Annotated in this window: 13 protein-coding genes and 2 tRNA genes; 12 read left to right on the forward strand and 3 right to left on the reverse strand. The window is 64.2% G+C overall.

Annotated elements, in window-relative coordinates; translation table 11 throughout:
- Positions 1–5: 5 nt before the first annotated feature.
- Genes mlaD through QWZ03_RS14715 form a run of 3 tightly spaced genes read right to left on the reverse strand, consistent with a single transcriptional unit; the run spans position 6 to position 2,105 of the window.
- Complete coding sequence (gene mlaD / locus QWZ03_RS14705; protein ID WP_284195039.1) at positions 6–488, reverse strand: outer membrane lipid asymmetry maintenance protein MlaD; 483 nt, start codon at positions 486–488, stop codon at positions 6–8.
- The gene (mlaE, locus tag QWZ03_RS14710; RefSeq protein WP_308447586.1) at positions 488–1,225 is read right to left on the reverse strand and encodes a lipid asymmetry maintenance ABC transporter permease subunit MlaE; all 738 of its coding nucleotides are present in this window, start codon (positions 1,223–1,225) and stop codon (positions 488–490) included. Before mlaE ends, mlaD begins: the two co-directional genes overlap by 1 nt.
- A gap of 49 nt (positions 1,226–1,274) precedes the next feature.
- Positions 1,275–2,105, reverse strand: coding sequence for an ABC transporter ATP-binding protein (locus tag QWZ03_RS14715; RefSeq protein ID WP_284195041.1), 831 nt, complete (start codon positions 2,103–2,105; stop codon positions 1,275–1,277).
- Positions 2,106–2,307: 202 nt separating this feature from the next.
- Between QWZ03_RS14715 and QWZ03_RS14720 the strand changes: the two genes are divergently transcribed.
- The 12 genes from QWZ03_RS14720 (at position 2,308) to QWZ03_RS14775 (ending at position 15,450) form a co-directional block, all read left to right on the forward strand.
- A complete protein-coding gene (locus QWZ03_RS14720) occupies positions 2,308–3,717 on the forward strand; it encodes a sigma-54-dependent transcriptional regulator (RefSeq protein WP_290333409.1) in 1,410 nt (469 codons plus the stop codon).
- Between the two features lie 2 nt (positions 3,718–3,719).
- Complete coding sequence (locus QWZ03_RS14725) at positions 3,720–5,081, forward strand: ExeA family protein (RefSeq protein ID WP_290333410.1); 1,362 nt, start codon at positions 3,720–3,722, stop codon at positions 5,079–5,081.
- A gap of 59 nt (positions 5,082–5,140) precedes the next feature.
- Positions 5,141–7,012: a pilus (MSHA type) biogenesis protein MshL gene (mshL, locus tag QWZ03_RS14730; RefSeq protein WP_290333411.1), complete on the forward strand. Its 1,872-nt coding sequence runs from the start codon at positions 5,141–5,143 to the stop codon at positions 7,010–7,012.
- Positions 7,013–7,021: 9 nt separating this feature from the next.
- On the forward strand, positions 7,022–8,725 hold the full coding sequence (locus tag QWZ03_RS14735; protein WP_290333412.1) for a tetratricopeptide repeat protein: 1,704 nt from the start codon (positions 7,022–7,024) through the stop codon (positions 8,723–8,725).
- Positions 8,726–8,733: 8 nt separating this feature from the next.
- The gene (locus tag QWZ03_RS14740) at positions 8,734–10,419 is read left to right on the forward strand and encodes a GspE/PulE family protein (RefSeq protein ID WP_290333413.1); all 1,686 of its coding nucleotides are present in this window, start codon (positions 8,734–8,736) and stop codon (positions 10,417–10,419) included.
- Positions 10,420–10,429: 10 nt separating this feature from the next.
- On the forward strand, positions 10,430–11,632 hold the full coding sequence (locus QWZ03_RS14745; protein ID WP_290333414.1) for a type II secretion system F family protein: 1,203 nt from the start codon (positions 10,430–10,432) through the stop codon (positions 11,630–11,632).
- Positions 11,632–13,260, forward strand: coding sequence for a hypothetical protein (locus tag QWZ03_RS14750; protein ID WP_290333415.1), 1,629 nt, complete (start codon positions 11,632–11,634; stop codon positions 13,258–13,260). The genes QWZ03_RS14745 and QWZ03_RS14750 overlap by 1 nt, the downstream gene beginning before the upstream one ends.
- The gene (locus tag QWZ03_RS14755) at positions 13,257–13,871 is read left to right on the forward strand and encodes a hypothetical protein (RefSeq protein ID WP_290333416.1); all 615 of its coding nucleotides are present in this window, start codon (positions 13,257–13,259) and stop codon (positions 13,869–13,871) included. Before QWZ03_RS14750 ends, QWZ03_RS14755 begins: the two co-directional genes overlap by 4 nt.
- On the forward strand, positions 13,868–14,383 hold the full coding sequence (locus QWZ03_RS14760; RefSeq protein ID WP_290333417.1) for a hypothetical protein: 516 nt from the start codon (positions 13,868–13,870) through the stop codon (positions 14,381–14,383). The genes QWZ03_RS14755 and QWZ03_RS14760 overlap by 4 nt, the downstream gene beginning before the upstream one ends.
- Positions 14,384–14,461: 78 nt before the next feature.
- Positions 14,462–14,537: transfer RNA gene (locus QWZ03_RS14765), tRNA-Phe, on the forward strand.
- 89 nt (positions 14,538–14,626) lie between these two features.
- Positions 14,627–14,701 (forward strand) — tRNA-Thr (locus QWZ03_RS14770).
- 191 nt (positions 14,702–14,892) lie between these two features.
- Positions 14,893–15,450, forward strand: a complete 558-nt coding sequence (locus QWZ03_RS14775) for a Panacea domain-containing protein (protein WP_290333418.1) — start codon at positions 14,893–14,895, stop codon at positions 15,448–15,450.
- Positions 15,451–15,491 lie beyond the last annotated feature (41 nt).

The following is a 15,491-nucleotide window of genomic DNA, read 5'->3' on the forward strand; positions in this document are numbered from 1 at the left end:
TCCTGTTATGGGGCGGGTTGTGCCTGAGAGGGATTCTCCGCAGCCTTGCTGAACATGAACTGACTGATCAGTTTCTCCAGCACGACAGCAGACGAAGTCAGGGTGATTCGATCGCCAGACTTCAACATGGTTTCATCTCCGCCAGCTTCAAGCCCTATGTACTGATCGCCCAGTATGCCCGAGGTCAGGATTTCAGCCGAAGTATCGCGGCTGAACTGATAGCCCTGCTCGATATCGAGGTCCACCACGGCACGGTAGGTAGTGGAATCCAGATGGATGCCGGCCACCCGGCCCACCAGCACACCCGCGCTCTTGATGGGCGCGCGGGCCTTCAGGCCACCGATATTGTCGAAGGCAGCCGTCACCCGATAGGTAGGCTTGGTGCCCCCATTGGAAACGTTGCTGACACGCAACGCCAGGAAGGCCAGCGCGGCCACGCCCAGTATTACAAACAGGCCGACCCAGAAATCATAAACGCGGCGATTCATCAAATACCCCTAAACATGAATGCGGTCAGGATGAAATCCAGACCCAGAATAACCAGCGAAGAAGTCACCACCGTGCGAGTGGTCGCACCGGATACCCCTTCCGCAGTGGGCGGGGCATCAAAGCCCTCAAACACCGCAATGATCGAAACAGCCACGCCGAACACCACGCTCTTGACGAGGCCATTGCCCACATCGTTGAACAGATCGACCTGGGCCTGCATCTGCGACCAGAACGTACCGGCATCGACACCGATCAGCACCACGCCGACCACGTAACCACCCAGGATGCCCATGGCCGAGAACAACGCAGCCAGGATAGGCATGGACAGCACGCCCGCCCAGAACCGCGGCGCCACCACCCGGGCCACCGGGTTCACGGCCATCATCTCCATGGCGGCCAGCTGCTCGGTCGCCTTCATCATGCCAATTTCGGCCGTAATGGCAGAACCTGCCCGGCTGGCAAACAACAGACCCGCCACCACCGGCCCAAGTTCACGCAACAGGCTCAGGGACACCAGCACACCCAGCGCCTCCGACGCACCAAAGCGCACCAGGGTGTCGTAGCCCTGCAAGCCCAGCACCATGCCCACAAACAGGCCCGATACCAGAATGATGACCAGCGACAGCACGCCGGTAAAAAACACTTCGCGTATCACCAGCCCCGGCCGGCGGAAGGAAGTGCCGGAATGCCACAACACCGCCATCAGGAAACGGAAACCGAAACCCAGCTTCTCCATCGTGTTGACGACAGGCTCGCCCAGACGGCGCACCCGCTTTTCCAGCCAATCAAGCACGGCGCACTCCCATCAGTTCATCGGTATACGGCTTGGCCGGGTATTGGAAAGGCACGGGGCCATCAGGCAGGCCATCGACGAACTGATGCACATAGGGCTCAGCCGAAGCCGTGATCTCGGCCGGCGTACCTTCAGCCACGATCTTGCCTTCGGACACAAAATAGACATAGTCGACTATGCGCAGCGACTCCTGCACCGAATGCGTCACCATGATGGAGGTAGCACCCAGGGCATCATTCAGGTCGCGTATCAGCTTGCCTATCACCCCCAGCGAAATGGGGTCGAGGCCGGCGAACGGCTCGTCATACAGCATCAGCACCGGGTCCAGCGCAATGGCGCGGGCCAGCGCCACCCGGCGGGCCATGCCGCCAGACAGCTCCGACGGCATCAGCTTGGCAGCGCCACGCAGGCCCACCGCATTGAGCTTCATCAGCACCAGGTCCCGTATCATCGACTCGGGCAGCTCGGTATGCTCACGCATCTGAAAAGCCACGTTGTCGAACACCGACATATCGGTGAACAGGGCGCCGAACTGGAACAGCATGCCCATCTTGCGGCGCAAGTGGTACAGCCCATCGCTGTCTAGCTCATGGACCACGCGACCAGCGACACGGACCTCGCCCTTGGAAGGCTTGATCTGGCCGCCGATAAGGCGCAGCAGGGTGGTCTTACCGCAGCCGGAGCCACCCATGATGGCAACCACCTTCCCCTTGGGTATCTTGAGGCTGATACCTTTAAGTATGGTACGGCGGTCGTAGGAAAATGTTACGTTGTCGATGTCGACAAGCGAGTCGGCGGGCACGTCGGGGGAGCTCAAGGGCATTGGGGGATTCGTAATTCTAAAGTAAGCCAGCCTCCGACAACAATTTTCATGCCGGGTTCATGTTGCAATGCAACAACACGGCCTTTCGTGGCAAGCACCAAACAGGTGCACCCATGACGCCATGAAATTACTTCAACAGCCTCGTAACCGGGTGCTAGGATTGTCGAAACTTCGACGCCCCTGCGCGCATTGGGAACGCTGAATGGATATTGCCAAGCCCGGCCTCCTGCTGGTGGACGACGACCCGCTGATACGCGACACCTTGGGCTTTGTGCTCGGCGAAGCCTTCGAGGTCCGCAGCGCCGCCAGCCGGCCAGAAGCCGTCGCACTCGCCAGCTCGGTCGAGTTCCGCCCCGCCATCGCCCTGGTCGATCTGGGCTTGCCCCCCTCCCCACACCAGCCCGACGAAGGCTTCCGCCTGATCGTCGAGTTGGCTGCCCTGGTGCCCGCCATCAAGATACTGGCACTCAGCGGCCAGACCAGCGAACACAACGCCCGCCATGCCCGCACCCTGGGCGCCATCGACTTCATCGCCAAGCCCGCCAGCCCGGACCATATCCTGGCCGCCCTCACCCGCGCGCTGAACTGGCGTGCCGCCGAAGTCACGTTGGCGCCACAACTGCAGGTCGCCGGCCTGATAGGCCAGAGCCCCTCGATGGAACGGCTCAAGCGGCAGATACACCAGTTTGCCAACTCCCCCTTCCCGGTACTGGTCACCGGCGAGTCCGGCTCCGGCAAGGAAGGCGTGGCGCGGGCCCTGCATGCCGCCTCCCGCCGCAGCGAGCAACCCTACCTGGCCCTCAACTGCGCCGCCCTGGCCGAAAACCTGATCGAAGCCACCCTGTTCGGCCACGCTAAGGGCGCCTACACCGGCGCCACCACGGCCCGTGCAGGCTATTTCGAGGAGGTCGGCGAAGGCACCCTGTTCCTCGACGAGATAGGCGAGCTGCCCCTGGGCCTGCAGGCCAAGCTGCTGCGCGTACTGGAGAACGGCGAGTTCCAGCGACTGGGCGAAACCCAGACCCGTGTCAGCCAGGCCAGGGTGGTGGCCGCCACCAATCGCGATCTGCGCAAGCAGTCGCGCAGCGGCGACTTCCGCGCCGACCTCTATCACCGGCTGTCTGTGCTAGCCATCGACACCCCACCCCTGCGGGAACTAGGCGACGACCGCAGCCTGCTGCTGGAACACTTTCTGCGCCTCTACGCCCAGCAACTGGCAGTCACCCCCTTCCAGCTCGACCCCGAGGCCAGGCAGGCCTGGCAGCGTTACCGCTTTCCCGGCAATGTAAGGGAACTGCGCAACATCACCATCCGGCTGCTGGCCAAGCACCCTGGCGAGCAGATAGACAAGGCCACACTGGCAGACGAGTTCGACAGCGAGCAGATGGACGCCGAGGCTGCGACCACCCAACCCGATCTGGCCGCCGCCATCCAGTTGCTACGCAGCCAGCCCGATTTCAACCTGGATGACTGGCTGGCCGCTTGGGAGCAAAGCTGCATCGCCGCCGCCCTTCAACTGGCAGACGGCAATATGAGCCAGGCTGCCCGCCTGCTGGGCGTCAACCGAACCACCCTGTACAGCCGGCTCGATAGCCAGCGGAAGGTAAGCTAGCCATGTACCTGGAGCACTACGGCCTGACCGAGCCGCCATTCCGCATCACCCCTCACACCGAGTTCTTCTACCAGGGCGCCAACCGCGGCGCCACGCTGGAAGCCCTGCAATACGCCATCCTGCACGGCGAAGGCCTGGTCAAGGTCACCGGCGAGGTCGGTGCCGGCAAGACCATGCTGTGCCGGGTACTGATGGAACGGCTGCCGGCCAATATCGACACCGTCTACCTGGCCAACCCCAGCCTGAGCAAGGACGAAATCCTGCTGGCTATCGCCGACGACCTGCACCTGGACCTGGGCACCGCCCGCGCCAAGGTATTGATACGCGCCCTGCAGGAAGCCCTGATCGCCCGCTATGCCGAAGGCCGCCAGGTGGTGGTGCTGATAGACGAGGCCCATGCCATGCCCGAGGAAAGCCTGGAAGAAGTCAGGCTGCTGTCCAACCTGGAGCATGGCCACCACAAGCTGATGCAGATCGTCCTGTTTGGCCAGCCCGAGCTGAACGACAAGCTGGCCGCCCAGCATATGCGCCAGTTGCGTGAGCGCATCACCCATGGCTTCGAGCTGGCACCCCTGCGCCAGACCGATGTCGGCGACTACCTCATGTTCCGGCTGCGCGCCGCCGGCTACAAGGGCCCGGACATCTTCACCGCCAAGGCAGTGCAACTGATCTCGGCCGAATCCGAAGGCCTGACCCGCCGCATCAACATCCTGGCAGACAAATCCCTGATCGCCTCGTTTGCCGCCGGCCGCCACCAGGTGGACCAGGCCGAAGCCCGCGCCGCCATCAAGGACAGCGGCTTTCGCCACCGCCGCCCCCAGCGCTTGGGCTGGCCCCTGGCCAGCACTGGCCTGGTTAGCCTAGGCCTGATCGCCGGCGCCACCGGCGGCCATTGGCTCACCCCCCAGGTAGCGCCTCCCGCCCACACCACCCAGCCGGCAGCCCAGGCCAGCCCCGCGCCAGCTATCACGCCACCCGCCGCCGCACCAGCCCCGCTGCCGGCCAGCCAGCCCGCCACGGCCGATGCGCTGTTCGACACCCGGCTGGCACAAAGCCGCAGCGCACTGAACCAGCAAGCTGCAGGCACCTACACCATCCTGCTGTCGGTCACCCCCAGGCAGCGCCGGGCCGAGCTGGCCGATTTCCTGGGGCAGGCCGCACGCAAGCTGCCGGCAGACAGCCTGTATCTCTACCCCACCACCACCCGCGAAGGCACGCCGCACTACGGCCTGGCCTACGGCCTGTTTACCGACCAGCGCGCAGCCGCCCAGGCACTGGCGCAGCTACCGCCCAACCTGCAGCGCAACCAACCCATACTGCGCACCGTGGGCGGCATACGCGAAGAAATGTGGAAACAGCAATAAATCTTATAAATCAGCCGTTTCCAAGCTAAAGCTAAAGTACAGGTATAGAATCAGAGCAAATGCCCTACCACGCCATGAGCCGCCACCGCCTACTCCTACTCGCCCCGCTGCTTGCCGTCGGCTGCGCCACCCAACCCATGCAGGTGGAACAGGGTCGCCACGTCAACGCACCAGCCGCCACACCCGCCGGCCTGCCGCAGCTGGTGGAGCGCCCGGCCTTCCTGCCCAAGCCCAGCGCCCAGAACCGCAGCGACACCTACAGCGTGGTGGTGAACAACGTCCCGGTACGCGACCTGATGTTCGCCCTGGCCCGCGACGCCAAGCTCAATGTGGACGTGCACCCGCTGATCACCGGCACCGTCACCGTCAATGCGCTGAACCAGACCCTGCCGCAGATACTGGATCGCATCTCGCGCCAGATAGACATGCGCTACACCATGGAAAACGGTGTGCTGTCCGTGGTGCCCGACCGTCCCTACGTCAAGACTTACACGGTGGACTACGTCAACACCGCCCGCACAGCCACCGGCAAGGTCGTCATCGCCACCTCGGTAGCCTCAACCGGCGGTGCATCCGGGGGAGGCGGCAGCAACAGCTCCAACACCGAAATCACCAACCTCTCCGAGAACAAGTTCTGGGAACGGCTGGAAGCCAATATCCGCAGCCTGCTGACCTCCACCCGGCGTGTCACTGAAGGCGAAAAGGTCGAACGCGAAGCCCTGGCCAGCAAGGACGAGTCGCTGCGCCAAAGTGAGCTTAGCCAGCAGCGCAAGACCACCGAGCGGAACGAGAAGCTCGAGGCCGCCAAGATCGCCGTGCAGGCCGGCCCCGGTGCCGGCGATGTGCTGGAAAAGCTGACTGCCCCCCCCGCCACGCCCTCGACAGGTGGCAGCGGCGATAGCGCCGACGACGTCTTCGTCCACCCCGAAACCGGCGTCATTACCATCAATGCCAGCAGCCGCGAACACGCCAAGGTGCAGGAATACCTGGACCGTGTCACCGCTGGCGCCCGCCGGCAGGTGCTGATCGAAGCCACCATCGTCGAGGTGACCCTGGGTGACCAATACCAGGCCGGCATAGACTGGAGCGTGCTGAAGAACCAGGAGAACCGGCTCAATTTCAACCAGAACCTGACCGGTTCCAACCCACTGACCTCGGCCTACGACAAGGTCAAGTCCATCACCGGCCCGCTGTCCATCCTGTCCTACACCAATACCGCCAGCAGCCTGTTCAAGGGCGCGGACTTCAACGTCACCATCAAGGCACTGGAACAGTTCGGCAAGACCAAGGTGCTGTCCAGCCCCAAGATCATGGCGCTGAACAACCAGACCGCCGTGCTCAAGGTAGTGGACGAAAAAGTCTACTTCCAGCTGACCTACACCCCACCGCAGACCAATGAGAACGGCACCACCACAGCCGCCACCTACACCAGCGATATCAAGACCGTACCGGTAGGCATGGTCATGAGCGTCACACCGCAGATATCGGCGCAGGACATGGTCTCGCTCAATGTCCGACCCACCATCTCCCGCATCACCGGCTACAAGCCCGACCCAGCCGTGCGCATACTGGGCTCACCCATAGACAGCATGATCCCCGAGATACAGGTCAGGGAGCTGGAATCCACCCTGACCCTGGCCGATGGCCAGGTCGCCGTGCTGGGTGGCCTGATCCAGGACAATGTCCAGACCAGCCGCAACGGCCTGCCCGGCCTGTCGCGCCTGCCCTGGGGCGTGGGCGACCTGTTCAGCTCGCGTGACGACATCGCCGGCAAAAGTGAGCTGGTCATCTTCATGCGCCCCATCGTGGTACGCGACCCCAGCCTCAACGGCGACCTGTCGGCCTATCGCCAGTACCTGCCGGATGACAAGTTCTTCCAGAACGCCAAGGACGAGATGTCCGTCTTCAACAGTGGCCTGACGGCGCACTGAGGGGGCCGCATGAGTTTATTGCTCGACGCGCTGAAGAAAGCAGAGGCGGCCAAGCGCCGTAAGCAAGAGGGGGCCACCGCAAGCCCCCTGCCGGCCAGCACCGAGAGCGGGGCCGAGACCAGGGCCGCCCCGGCGCCGGATCTGCCCGCGCCGGTAGAGGCCGTCACACCCGACTACCCCAGCCTCAGCCTGGAGGATGTCGTCGAGGAAACCGCCACGGCCTCGCCCGAGGCACCGGCCAACCCGGAACCAGTACTGGAGCCGGTACCGGAACCGGTACCCATCGCCACCCCGGCCAAGCCCGACCTACCCGAACTTCGCTTCGAACTCCTGCCACAGCCGCCCGCCGAGCCGGTCGACGTCCCACCAGCCGCTCACCCTGCCAGCCATTTGCTGGCACTGGATCCCGAGCACGCAGGCAACCACGATGTAACGCCGGACAAGCCGACAGCCGTGGAAGCTGCCTCTGTCGCGCAGCCCAAGGCAGAGCCTGCCGCCGCCCCCGCAGCCATACCGGCAAGCCCGCCGCCCACCGAACCCGCCAGACCAAGCGAACCCGTGCTGGCAGCCCCCGCACCGCTGATGCCCCCCACTGCGCGCAGCGAGGCCCCGCCCGCCCAGCTCTCGCCCGAAGCCGCACGGCAGTTATTCGACAGCAAGCAGAAAACCCAGCGCAGCGGCCCTTCACCAGGCCAGCGGCTGGCCCTGATTGCCGGCGTGGGTGTACTCGGCCTGCTGGCAGCAGGTGGCTGGCTATGGTGGCAAACCCGCGAGGTCGGCAGTTTCAACCCCGGCGCGGCCGTCCAGCCCGCACCGGCAGAACTGACAGACCCCGCCGCCACACCGGCTGCAGGCGAGCCGAGCCCCCCTCCCGGCACCGATGCTGCGGAAGCCGAGGCCGGTGCAACCACCCAGATACCGGCACCCGCCGCGCCCAGCAGCGGCCCTCAGTCGGTGCTGCCCCCAAGCCCGCTGCAGCCACTGCCCGTCGCATCAGCAAGCATCGGCCAAGCCACACCAGCCCAGGTCGCAGCCCAGACCAGCTTGCCAGTCAGCCCCAAGCCTGGCGACCGTGCCCAGGTGGTCGAGCTGCCCGCCGGCCTCGCCGCACCCGATGTCCGCTTTGTCCGCGACAACCCGCCCCCCAGTATCGCCCGCAACGTGGCGCAGGGCTTCGAGGCCTTTCAGCAAGGCGATTACGGCCGCGCCGCCGAGCTGTACCGCGCCCAGTTGCAGCAGGACAGCCGCAACCGCGATGCCCTGCTGGGCCTCGCCGCCGTGGCCGTCAAACGCAACCAGCTCGATGAGGCACGCAATCTGTATCGCCGACTGCTGGCCAACGACCCCAAGGACGCCCTGGCCGCCACCGCCCTGCTGAGCCTCAGCACCGATGCTGACGCCGATGGCAACGAGGGCCGGCTCAAGGCCGCCGAAGCCAGCCAGCCCGGCCCCGAAACCGCCACCGCCCTGGCAGGCCTGCTGGCCCGGCAGGGCCGCTGGCGCGAGGCACAGGAGTATTACTTCAAGGCCCATGCCGCCGCCCCGGCCGAGCCCGACTACGCCTACAACCTGGCTGTCGCCCTGGATGCACTGGGCGAGGCCAGGCTGGCCAGCCAGTACTACGGCACCGCCCTCAAGCTGCGCGGCAGCAAGCCAGGCAGCTTCAACCCGGATGTGGTGCAGCAACGCCTGCAGACGCTGGGGGCGAACTAGTGGCCGAGATGCGCAAGAAACTGCCGCTGGGAGAGCTGCTGGTTCACAAGGGTGTGATCAGCCCCGACCAGCTGCGCATCGCCCTCACCGAACAGAAAAAGACCGGCACCCCACTGGGCAAGGAACTGGTCAGGCTGGGTTTCGTCTCCGACGCCACCCTGCGCGAAGCCCTGTCCGAGAACCTGGGCCAGGACTCAGTCGACCTCGCCACCATCATCCCGACAGCCAGTGCCATCAGCCTGATACCCAAGGACGTGGCCAAGCGCAACCTGATGCTGCCCATGTCGCTGGACCCCGAGACGCGCAAGCTGACCGTGGCCATGGCCAACCCCAACAACCTGGTGGCACAGGATCAGGTGCGGGCACTGCTGCGCAATGCCTACGAGATCGAAGCCATGCTGGCGGCGGAAGCCGACATCATCCGTGCCATCGATCAGTACTACGGCTTCGAGCTGTCCATAGACGGCATCCTGCACGAAATCGAAACCGGCCAGATCGACTACGCCAGCCTGTCCAACGCCGATGCCGAATACAGCCAGCCAGTAGTGCGGCTGATCGACGCCCTGCTGGCCGACGCCGTCCACCAGGGCGCCTCCGATGTCCACTTCGAGCCCGAGCCGCAATTCGTCCGCATCCGCTACCGCATCGACGGCGTGCTGCGGCAGATACGCTCGCTGCACAAGACCTACTGGCCTGCCATGGTGGTCCGGCTCAAGGTCATGAGCCATATGAACATCGCCGAGACCCGCGCACCGCAGGACGGCCGCATCTCGCTGACCATCTCAGGCCGCCAGTTGGATTTCCGGGTCGCCGCCCAGCCCACCGTCTATGGCGAAAACGTGGTGCTGCGCATACTGGACAAACAGAAAGGCCTGGTACCGCTGGATCAGCTGGGCCTGCCCGAGGACAACCTCAACCTGCTCAAGCTGATGATCGCCCGGCCCGAGGGCATCATCTTGGTCACCGGCCCCACCGGCTCCGGCAAGACCACCACGCTGTACTCCATCCTCAGCCATATCAACGAGGAAGGGGTCAACATCATGACCCTGGAAGACCCGGTGGAATACCCGCTGCCCATGATCCGGCAGACCAGCGTCACCGACAAGATAGACTTCGCCTCCGGCATCCGCTCCATGATGCGGCAGGATCCGGACATCATCCTGGTCGGCGAAATCCGCGACCGGGACACCGCCGAGATGGGTCTGCGCGCCGCCATGACCGGCCACCAGGTGTATTCCACCCTGCACAGCAACTCCGCCATCGGCGCCATTCCCCGGCTGCTGGATATTGGCGTACAGCCCGACATCATGGCCGGCAACATCATCGGCATCGTGGCCCAGCGGCTGGTACGCAAGCTCTGCCTGCGCTGCCGCAGCCCCTACGAGCCCGATGCCTTCGAGCGGATGATACTGGGGCTGGACAGCAGCGCCCCGCTCACCCTGTACCGCGCCGAGGGCTGCGAGCATTGCAACAACCAGGGCTACAAAGGCCGCATCTCGGTGCTGGAAATCCTCAAGCTCGATGCCGAGCTGGACGAGATGATCGCCCGTCGCGCCACCGCCCGCGAACTGCGCCTGGCCGCACTGGCCAAGGGATTCCGGCCGCTGGCAGATGACGCCATCCGGCGGGTGGCCGAGGGGGTGACCTCGCTGGACGAGATCTCCCGCGTGGTCGACCTCACCGATCGCATCTGAGAGGCCCGCCGTGCTCTTCAAGTACCGCGCCATCGACCAGGAAGGACTCACCGTCCGCGGCAAGCTGGAGGCCAGCAATGTGGTCGACCTCGAGGCCCGGCTGGTCAAGCTGGGCCTGTTCCTCATCCAGGAGCAGGCACTGTCCGACCGACCCAGCCTGTTCACCAGCAAAAAGGTCGGGCGCAAGGAGCTGATCACCTTCTGCTTCCATATGGAGCAGATGACACGCGCCGGCGTGCCCCTGCTGGAAGGCCTGACCGACCTGCGCGACACCCTGGAGCATCCGCGTTTTCGCGACGTGATCGCCAACATCATCGAAGACATCGAGGGCGGCCTGCAGATGTCGCAGGCCATGGCCAACCACCCGGCCGTCTTCGCCCCCGTCTTCGTCAACCTGATACAGGCCGGCGAAGCCACCGGCAGGCTGCCCGACGTACTGAAAAACCTGGTGGACACCATCAAGTGGCAGGACGAACTGGCCGCCCAGACCAAGAAACTGCTGATGTACCCCCTGTTTGTCGGCAGCGTGGTCGGTGGCGTGGTGATCTTCCTGATGACCTGGCTGGTGCCGCAGTTGGTCAAGTTCATCCAGAGCATGCAGCAGGAACTGCCCTGGAACACCCGGCTGCTGATCGCCATCTCCGACTTCATGGTGCACCAGTGGTGGGTGATCGTGCTGGCCGTAGTGGGCACGGTAGCCGCCTGGGCCCTGTGGAAGGTCAGCGACCCGCGCTACCAGTTCAAGGTCGACAAGCTCAAGCTCAAGCTGCCCTTTATCGGCGCCGTGCTGGAGAAAATCATGCTGGCCCGCTTTGCCAACTACTTCGCCCTGATGTACGACGCCGGCATCGCCATCCTCGACAGCCTCAAGATCCTGGAGGGCGTCGTTGGCAACAAGGTCGTCGAACAAGGCCTCAAGGATGTGCGCGCCCAGATAGGCGAAGGCCAGGGCGTGGCCGCCAGCTTCGAGCGGGTAAGGCTCTTCCCGCCGCTGGTCATACGCATGCTGCGGGTGGGCGAAAGCACGGGCGCGCTGGATAAATCGCTGCAGAACGTCAGCTACTTCTACAACCGCGACGTCAAGGAATCGATAGAGAAGGTGCAAGCCCTGATCGAACCCGCCATGACCGTGCTGCTGGGCTTTATCCTGGGCTCGGTCATGCTGTCCGTACTCGGCCCCATTTACGACCTGCTGACCAAGATCAAAACCTGATGGCCATTACGCGCTATTACCTGTTCGTCACCGACACCGGCCTCACGCTGTGGCAAGGCGATGCCGCCCACCTGGCCGAAGCCGTCCGTTTCGAAGCCCACCCCGGCGGCGTAGCCGAGTTCGAGTTGCTGGTCGCCAGCCAGCCCAAGGCGCAGTGGCATGTGGTGCTCGACCTGCAGGAAGAAGACTACCGGATCGAGACCGTACCCCACGTCAACGCGCGGGACCGCGCCATGGTCATGCGCCGCCGGCTGGACCAGCTCTACCGGGAATCACACTACCGCAGCGCCACTCTGCAAGGCCGCGAGCCAGACGGCCGGCGCGACGACAGAGTGCTGTTCGCCGCCCTGACCAACCGGCTGCCGCTGGACATGTGGCTGCAGCCCCTGGTCAAGCGCGACGCCCAGCTGGTCGGCGTCTACTCCATCGCCCTCCTTACCGCCCGCCACCTGCGCAAGGTAACGCACATCCCCCCGCGCGCCCTGGTGGTCAGCCGCCAGGCAGGTAGCGGCCTGCGCCAAAGCTACCTGGCTGAGGGCGGGCTGCGTTTCTCCCGCCTCACCGTGCTGGAAGGCGACGACCACGAAGCCCTCGCCAACCAGCTGGCCGCCGAAGCCGCCCGCGCCCGCCAGTTCCTGGCCAGCCTGCGGGCCGTAGACCGTACCGAAGCCCTGCAGGTGGTCATGCTGTGCAGCACCACCGAGCAAGGCGCCCTGCGCGCCGCCTGCCCCGATACCGAACTGCTGCACTATCACTTCATGCCGGTCCACCAGGTCGCCCATGCCCTGGGCATCACCGTCGCGCCCGAGCAGGCCACGGCCGAACCCTTCTGGCTACGCTTCGTCGCCAGCAAACACCCCGGCAACCAGTACGCCACGGCAGATCAGCGCAAACCCCATACCGCCTGGCAGATAGGCCGCGCCCTGCGCTACCTGTCCGTCGCCATCCTGCTGGGCACGCTGGCAGCCGGCGCCGTGCTCACCCGCCAGACCAGCGCGCTGGAGCAGCAAAGCCAGGTCAACGAACAGCGGCGGCAGGCAGCCGAACGCCTGTTCGCCGCCAATGTGCCCAACCTCAAGCCAGGCGAGCTCACCCCCAGCGGCATGAAAAACGCCGTCAACGCCTATCGCACGCTGGTAGAGCAATGGCCCGCCCTGGAAGGCGCCATGCGCGACGTCGCCACCGTCATGGCCCGCTTCCCCATGGCCGAGCTGGACGAAATGGGCTGGCTGGTCGGCAGCAACCCGGCTGAACTACCCCTGGGCTTTGCCACACCCGGCCAGACACCCGCCGCCGTGCAAGCCGCCGACCCCAACGCTGTCGACGCCAACGGCATGCCTCTCGCCCCACCACCCGGCAAGCGCTATGTCATCGTCGCCATCAAAGCCAGGCTGCTGGGCTACGAAGACCGCTACCGCGAGGCCCTGGCCCTGGTAGACCAGATCGCGTCCGCCTTCGTCCTGCGCCCCGACGTAGTCGTCGAAAAAATCACCCTGCCTATCGATATCCGCCCCGAAGCCAGTATCAAGCTGGGTGGTGACAGCGCCGAGCAAACGCTGGGTGCCCCCTTCAGCCTCAAGTTTGTCATCCCGCTTACCCCGCCCACGCCTGCCGAGGCTACATCATGAGCTGGCAGACCCGAGACCTGCGCCGCATCCGCCTGCCGCTGATCTACACCGGCCTGTCACTGGCCTTCTGTGGCCTGGTGGTGGGCGGCGCCTGGTTGCTGCGGCAGGCCGCCCAGCAACAGCAGATGCAAAGCGAAGCCGTTGCCGTCGAAGCCGAAACCCGCGCCGCTGCCGCTGTGGCAGACAGCCAGGACATTGCCACCTACCGGGCCGCCTACACCAGCCTGCAGCAACGCGCCGTCATCAGCCCGGAGCAGCGCCTGCCCTGGGTCGAGTACTACACCGCCCTGAGCCGTGCCGGCAACCCCGCCGACCTGAGCCTGCAAATCGAACCACGGCGCCCGCTGGAAGATCCACCCGACACCGCTATGCTGGAAAACCTGCAGTTCTACGCCAGCAAGCTCACCCTCGATACCAAGCTGCTGCACGAGGTCGATGCCCTGCGCATGCTGGACAGGCTGCGCACCGTGCAAGGCGCCGCCATCGTCCGCCAATGCGCGCTCAAGCGCAGCGACGGCACCGGCTCCGCCCGCCCCTTCCTGCTGCTCATGACCTGCGAGGGCGACATCATCACCCTGGACACGCCCCCTGCAGAGGCCATCCCGCAATGAAACTGCCCGCCACCCTCCTCGCCCTCTGCACCTGCCTGCCGCCCGCCCATGCTGCCCAGCCCGGTGACGGCCTGGGCCGCCTGTTCTTCAGCCCCGCCGAGCGCATGGAGCTAGACCGCATCCGGGTCGGCATACAGGACAGCGCCGACGCCTCCCGCACCGTCAGGCTGGACGGCATCGTCCAGCAGAACAACCAGCCCCCCGTCCTCTGGATCAACGGCACTCGCTACCAGGGCCGCGACATCGCCGGTGCCAGCATCGCCAACCACAACCTCAGCGCCAGCACCCTGGTGGTCAGCATGCCCCCGCCCCAGGCCCGCGATATGGTCTTGAAGGTAGGCCAGACGCTGGACCCCGCCGGCGGCAACCTGCGCGAGGTCTACCAACGCCCCCCACAAGAGCTCAATCAACTGCTGCAGCTGCTGTCCCGCCGCAGCGGCACAGCTCAACCACAAGCCGCTGAAGCAAAAGACAAAAAGCCCGCCAAACCCGGCCAACCCAAGCTGCCCTGAGTGTCGCCCCATAAAAACTTTGCACGCAGACGCTTGACGCCCTGCCGGCTTTCCTGTTTAATGCGGCCTCTCAACGCAGGCCAGTTAGCTCAGTTGGTAGAGCAGCGGATTGAAAATCCGCGTGTCCGTGGTTCGATTCCGCGACTGGCCACCAAACACCCCAGACGGCCTTCAACACTGAAGGCCGTTTGTCCTCCAAGGCTTGATACGCACCGCCCGGTGCCCATCACATCCAGATTGGAAGCCCATGTAGCTCAGGGGTAGAGCACTCCCTTGGTAAGGGAGAGGTCGGCAGTTCGAATCTGCCCATGGGCACCAGCAGTAAACACAAAGCCCGGTACGCAAGTACCGGGCTTTGTCGCATCTACATCGCTCAGTCGTACTCCAGGCAGCAGCACTCACAGACAGGTACCAACGAACGAGAGCCCACGCCTTAAGATGAGTCGTCGGACATCCAAGACTGACTCAAGCATCTGAGACTGCTATCATCACAGCAGGATGGAGTGGCTATGCTAATCAATCACCACCGCGAGAAGCTAGTACAGGCGGTACTATACTTCGCCAGCAACACGCGCAATCTAGGGAAAACGAAGCTCTTTAAGCTCCTCTATTTCCTGGATTTTGAGCATTTCAGGGATACCGGGCGCTCCGTAACCGGGCTTCATTATTTTGCTTGGCCCAAAGGGCCTGTTCCCAAATCACTATTTGATGAGCTCAGCGCCCCCGAAGCCGACTGGCAGGGCAAAGTCGCATTTCAAGAACGGCAAACCCGTGCAGGGTCAATGCTGGCCGTGGAGCCCCTTGCTACTTTCGATGCCTCACACTTCACCAAGCGAGAGCTGCGACTCTTGGAAAAGCTAGCCACTGAGTTTCGTGATTCCCTAGCAGAGGCCATGGTAGAGGAAACGCATCTAGAGAATCAGCCTTGGCATAAAGTTTACGTAACGGAAAATCGCAAACAGAAGGAAATCCCTTACCAGTATGCGATTCGAGGCCAAGAAGTCGACGCAATGAGCTCGACTATCAGCGAGCGCAATGAATTCATTGAAACTTTCAAACCAACTTAGCTCATGCAAGCTGGACACATCCTATTCCATAGGAACTTTCT

It is taken from the genome of Chitinimonas viridis, assembly GCF_030409555.1.
In the GTDB taxonomy this organism is placed as follows: Bacteria; Pseudomonadota; Gammaproteobacteria; order Burkholderiales; family Chitinimonadaceae; genus Chitinimonas; species Chitinimonas viridis.

Coding starts and splice junctions, on each gene's coding strand:
- mlaD (WP_284195039.1), bottom strand. CDS start 488: ATGAATCGCCGCGTTTATGATTTCTGGGTCGGCCTGTTTGTAATACTG.
- mlaE (WP_308447586.1), bottom strand. CDS start 1,225: ATGGAGAAGCTGGGTTTCGGTTTCCGTTTCCTGATGGCGGTGTTGTGG.
- QWZ03_RS14715 (WP_284195041.1), bottom strand. CDS start 2,105: ATGCCCTTGAGCTCCCCCGACGTGCCCGCCGACTCGCTTGTCGACATC.
- QWZ03_RS14720 (WP_290333409.1), top strand. CDS start 2,308: ATGGATATTGCCAAGCCCGGCCTCCTGCTGGTGGACGACGACCCGCTG.
- QWZ03_RS14725 (WP_290333410.1), top strand. CDS start 3,720: ATGTACCTGGAGCACTACGGCCTGACCGAGCCGCCATTCCGCATCACC.
- mshL (WP_290333411.1), top strand. CDS start 5,141: ATGCCCTACCACGCCATGAGCCGCCACCGCCTACTCCTACTCGCCCCG.
- QWZ03_RS14735 (WP_290333412.1), top strand. CDS start 7,022: ATGAGTTTATTGCTCGACGCGCTGAAGAAAGCAGAGGCGGCCAAGCGC.
- QWZ03_RS14740 (WP_290333413.1), top strand. CDS start 8,734: ATGCGCAAGAAACTGCCGCTGGGAGAGCTGCTGGTTCACAAGGGTGTG.
- QWZ03_RS14750 (WP_290333415.1), top strand. CDS start 11,632: ATGGCCATTACGCGCTATTACCTGTTCGTCACCGACACCGGCCTCACG.
- QWZ03_RS14755 (WP_290333416.1), top strand. CDS start 13,257: ATGAGCTGGCAGACCCGAGACCTGCGCCGCATCCGCCTGCCGCTGATC.
- QWZ03_RS14760 (WP_290333417.1), top strand. CDS start 13,868: ATGAAACTGCCCGCCACCCTCCTCGCCCTCTGCACCTGCCTGCCGCCC.
- QWZ03_RS14775 (WP_290333418.1), top strand. CDS start 14,893: ATGCTAATCAATCACCACCGCGAGAAGCTAGTACAGGCGGTACTATAC.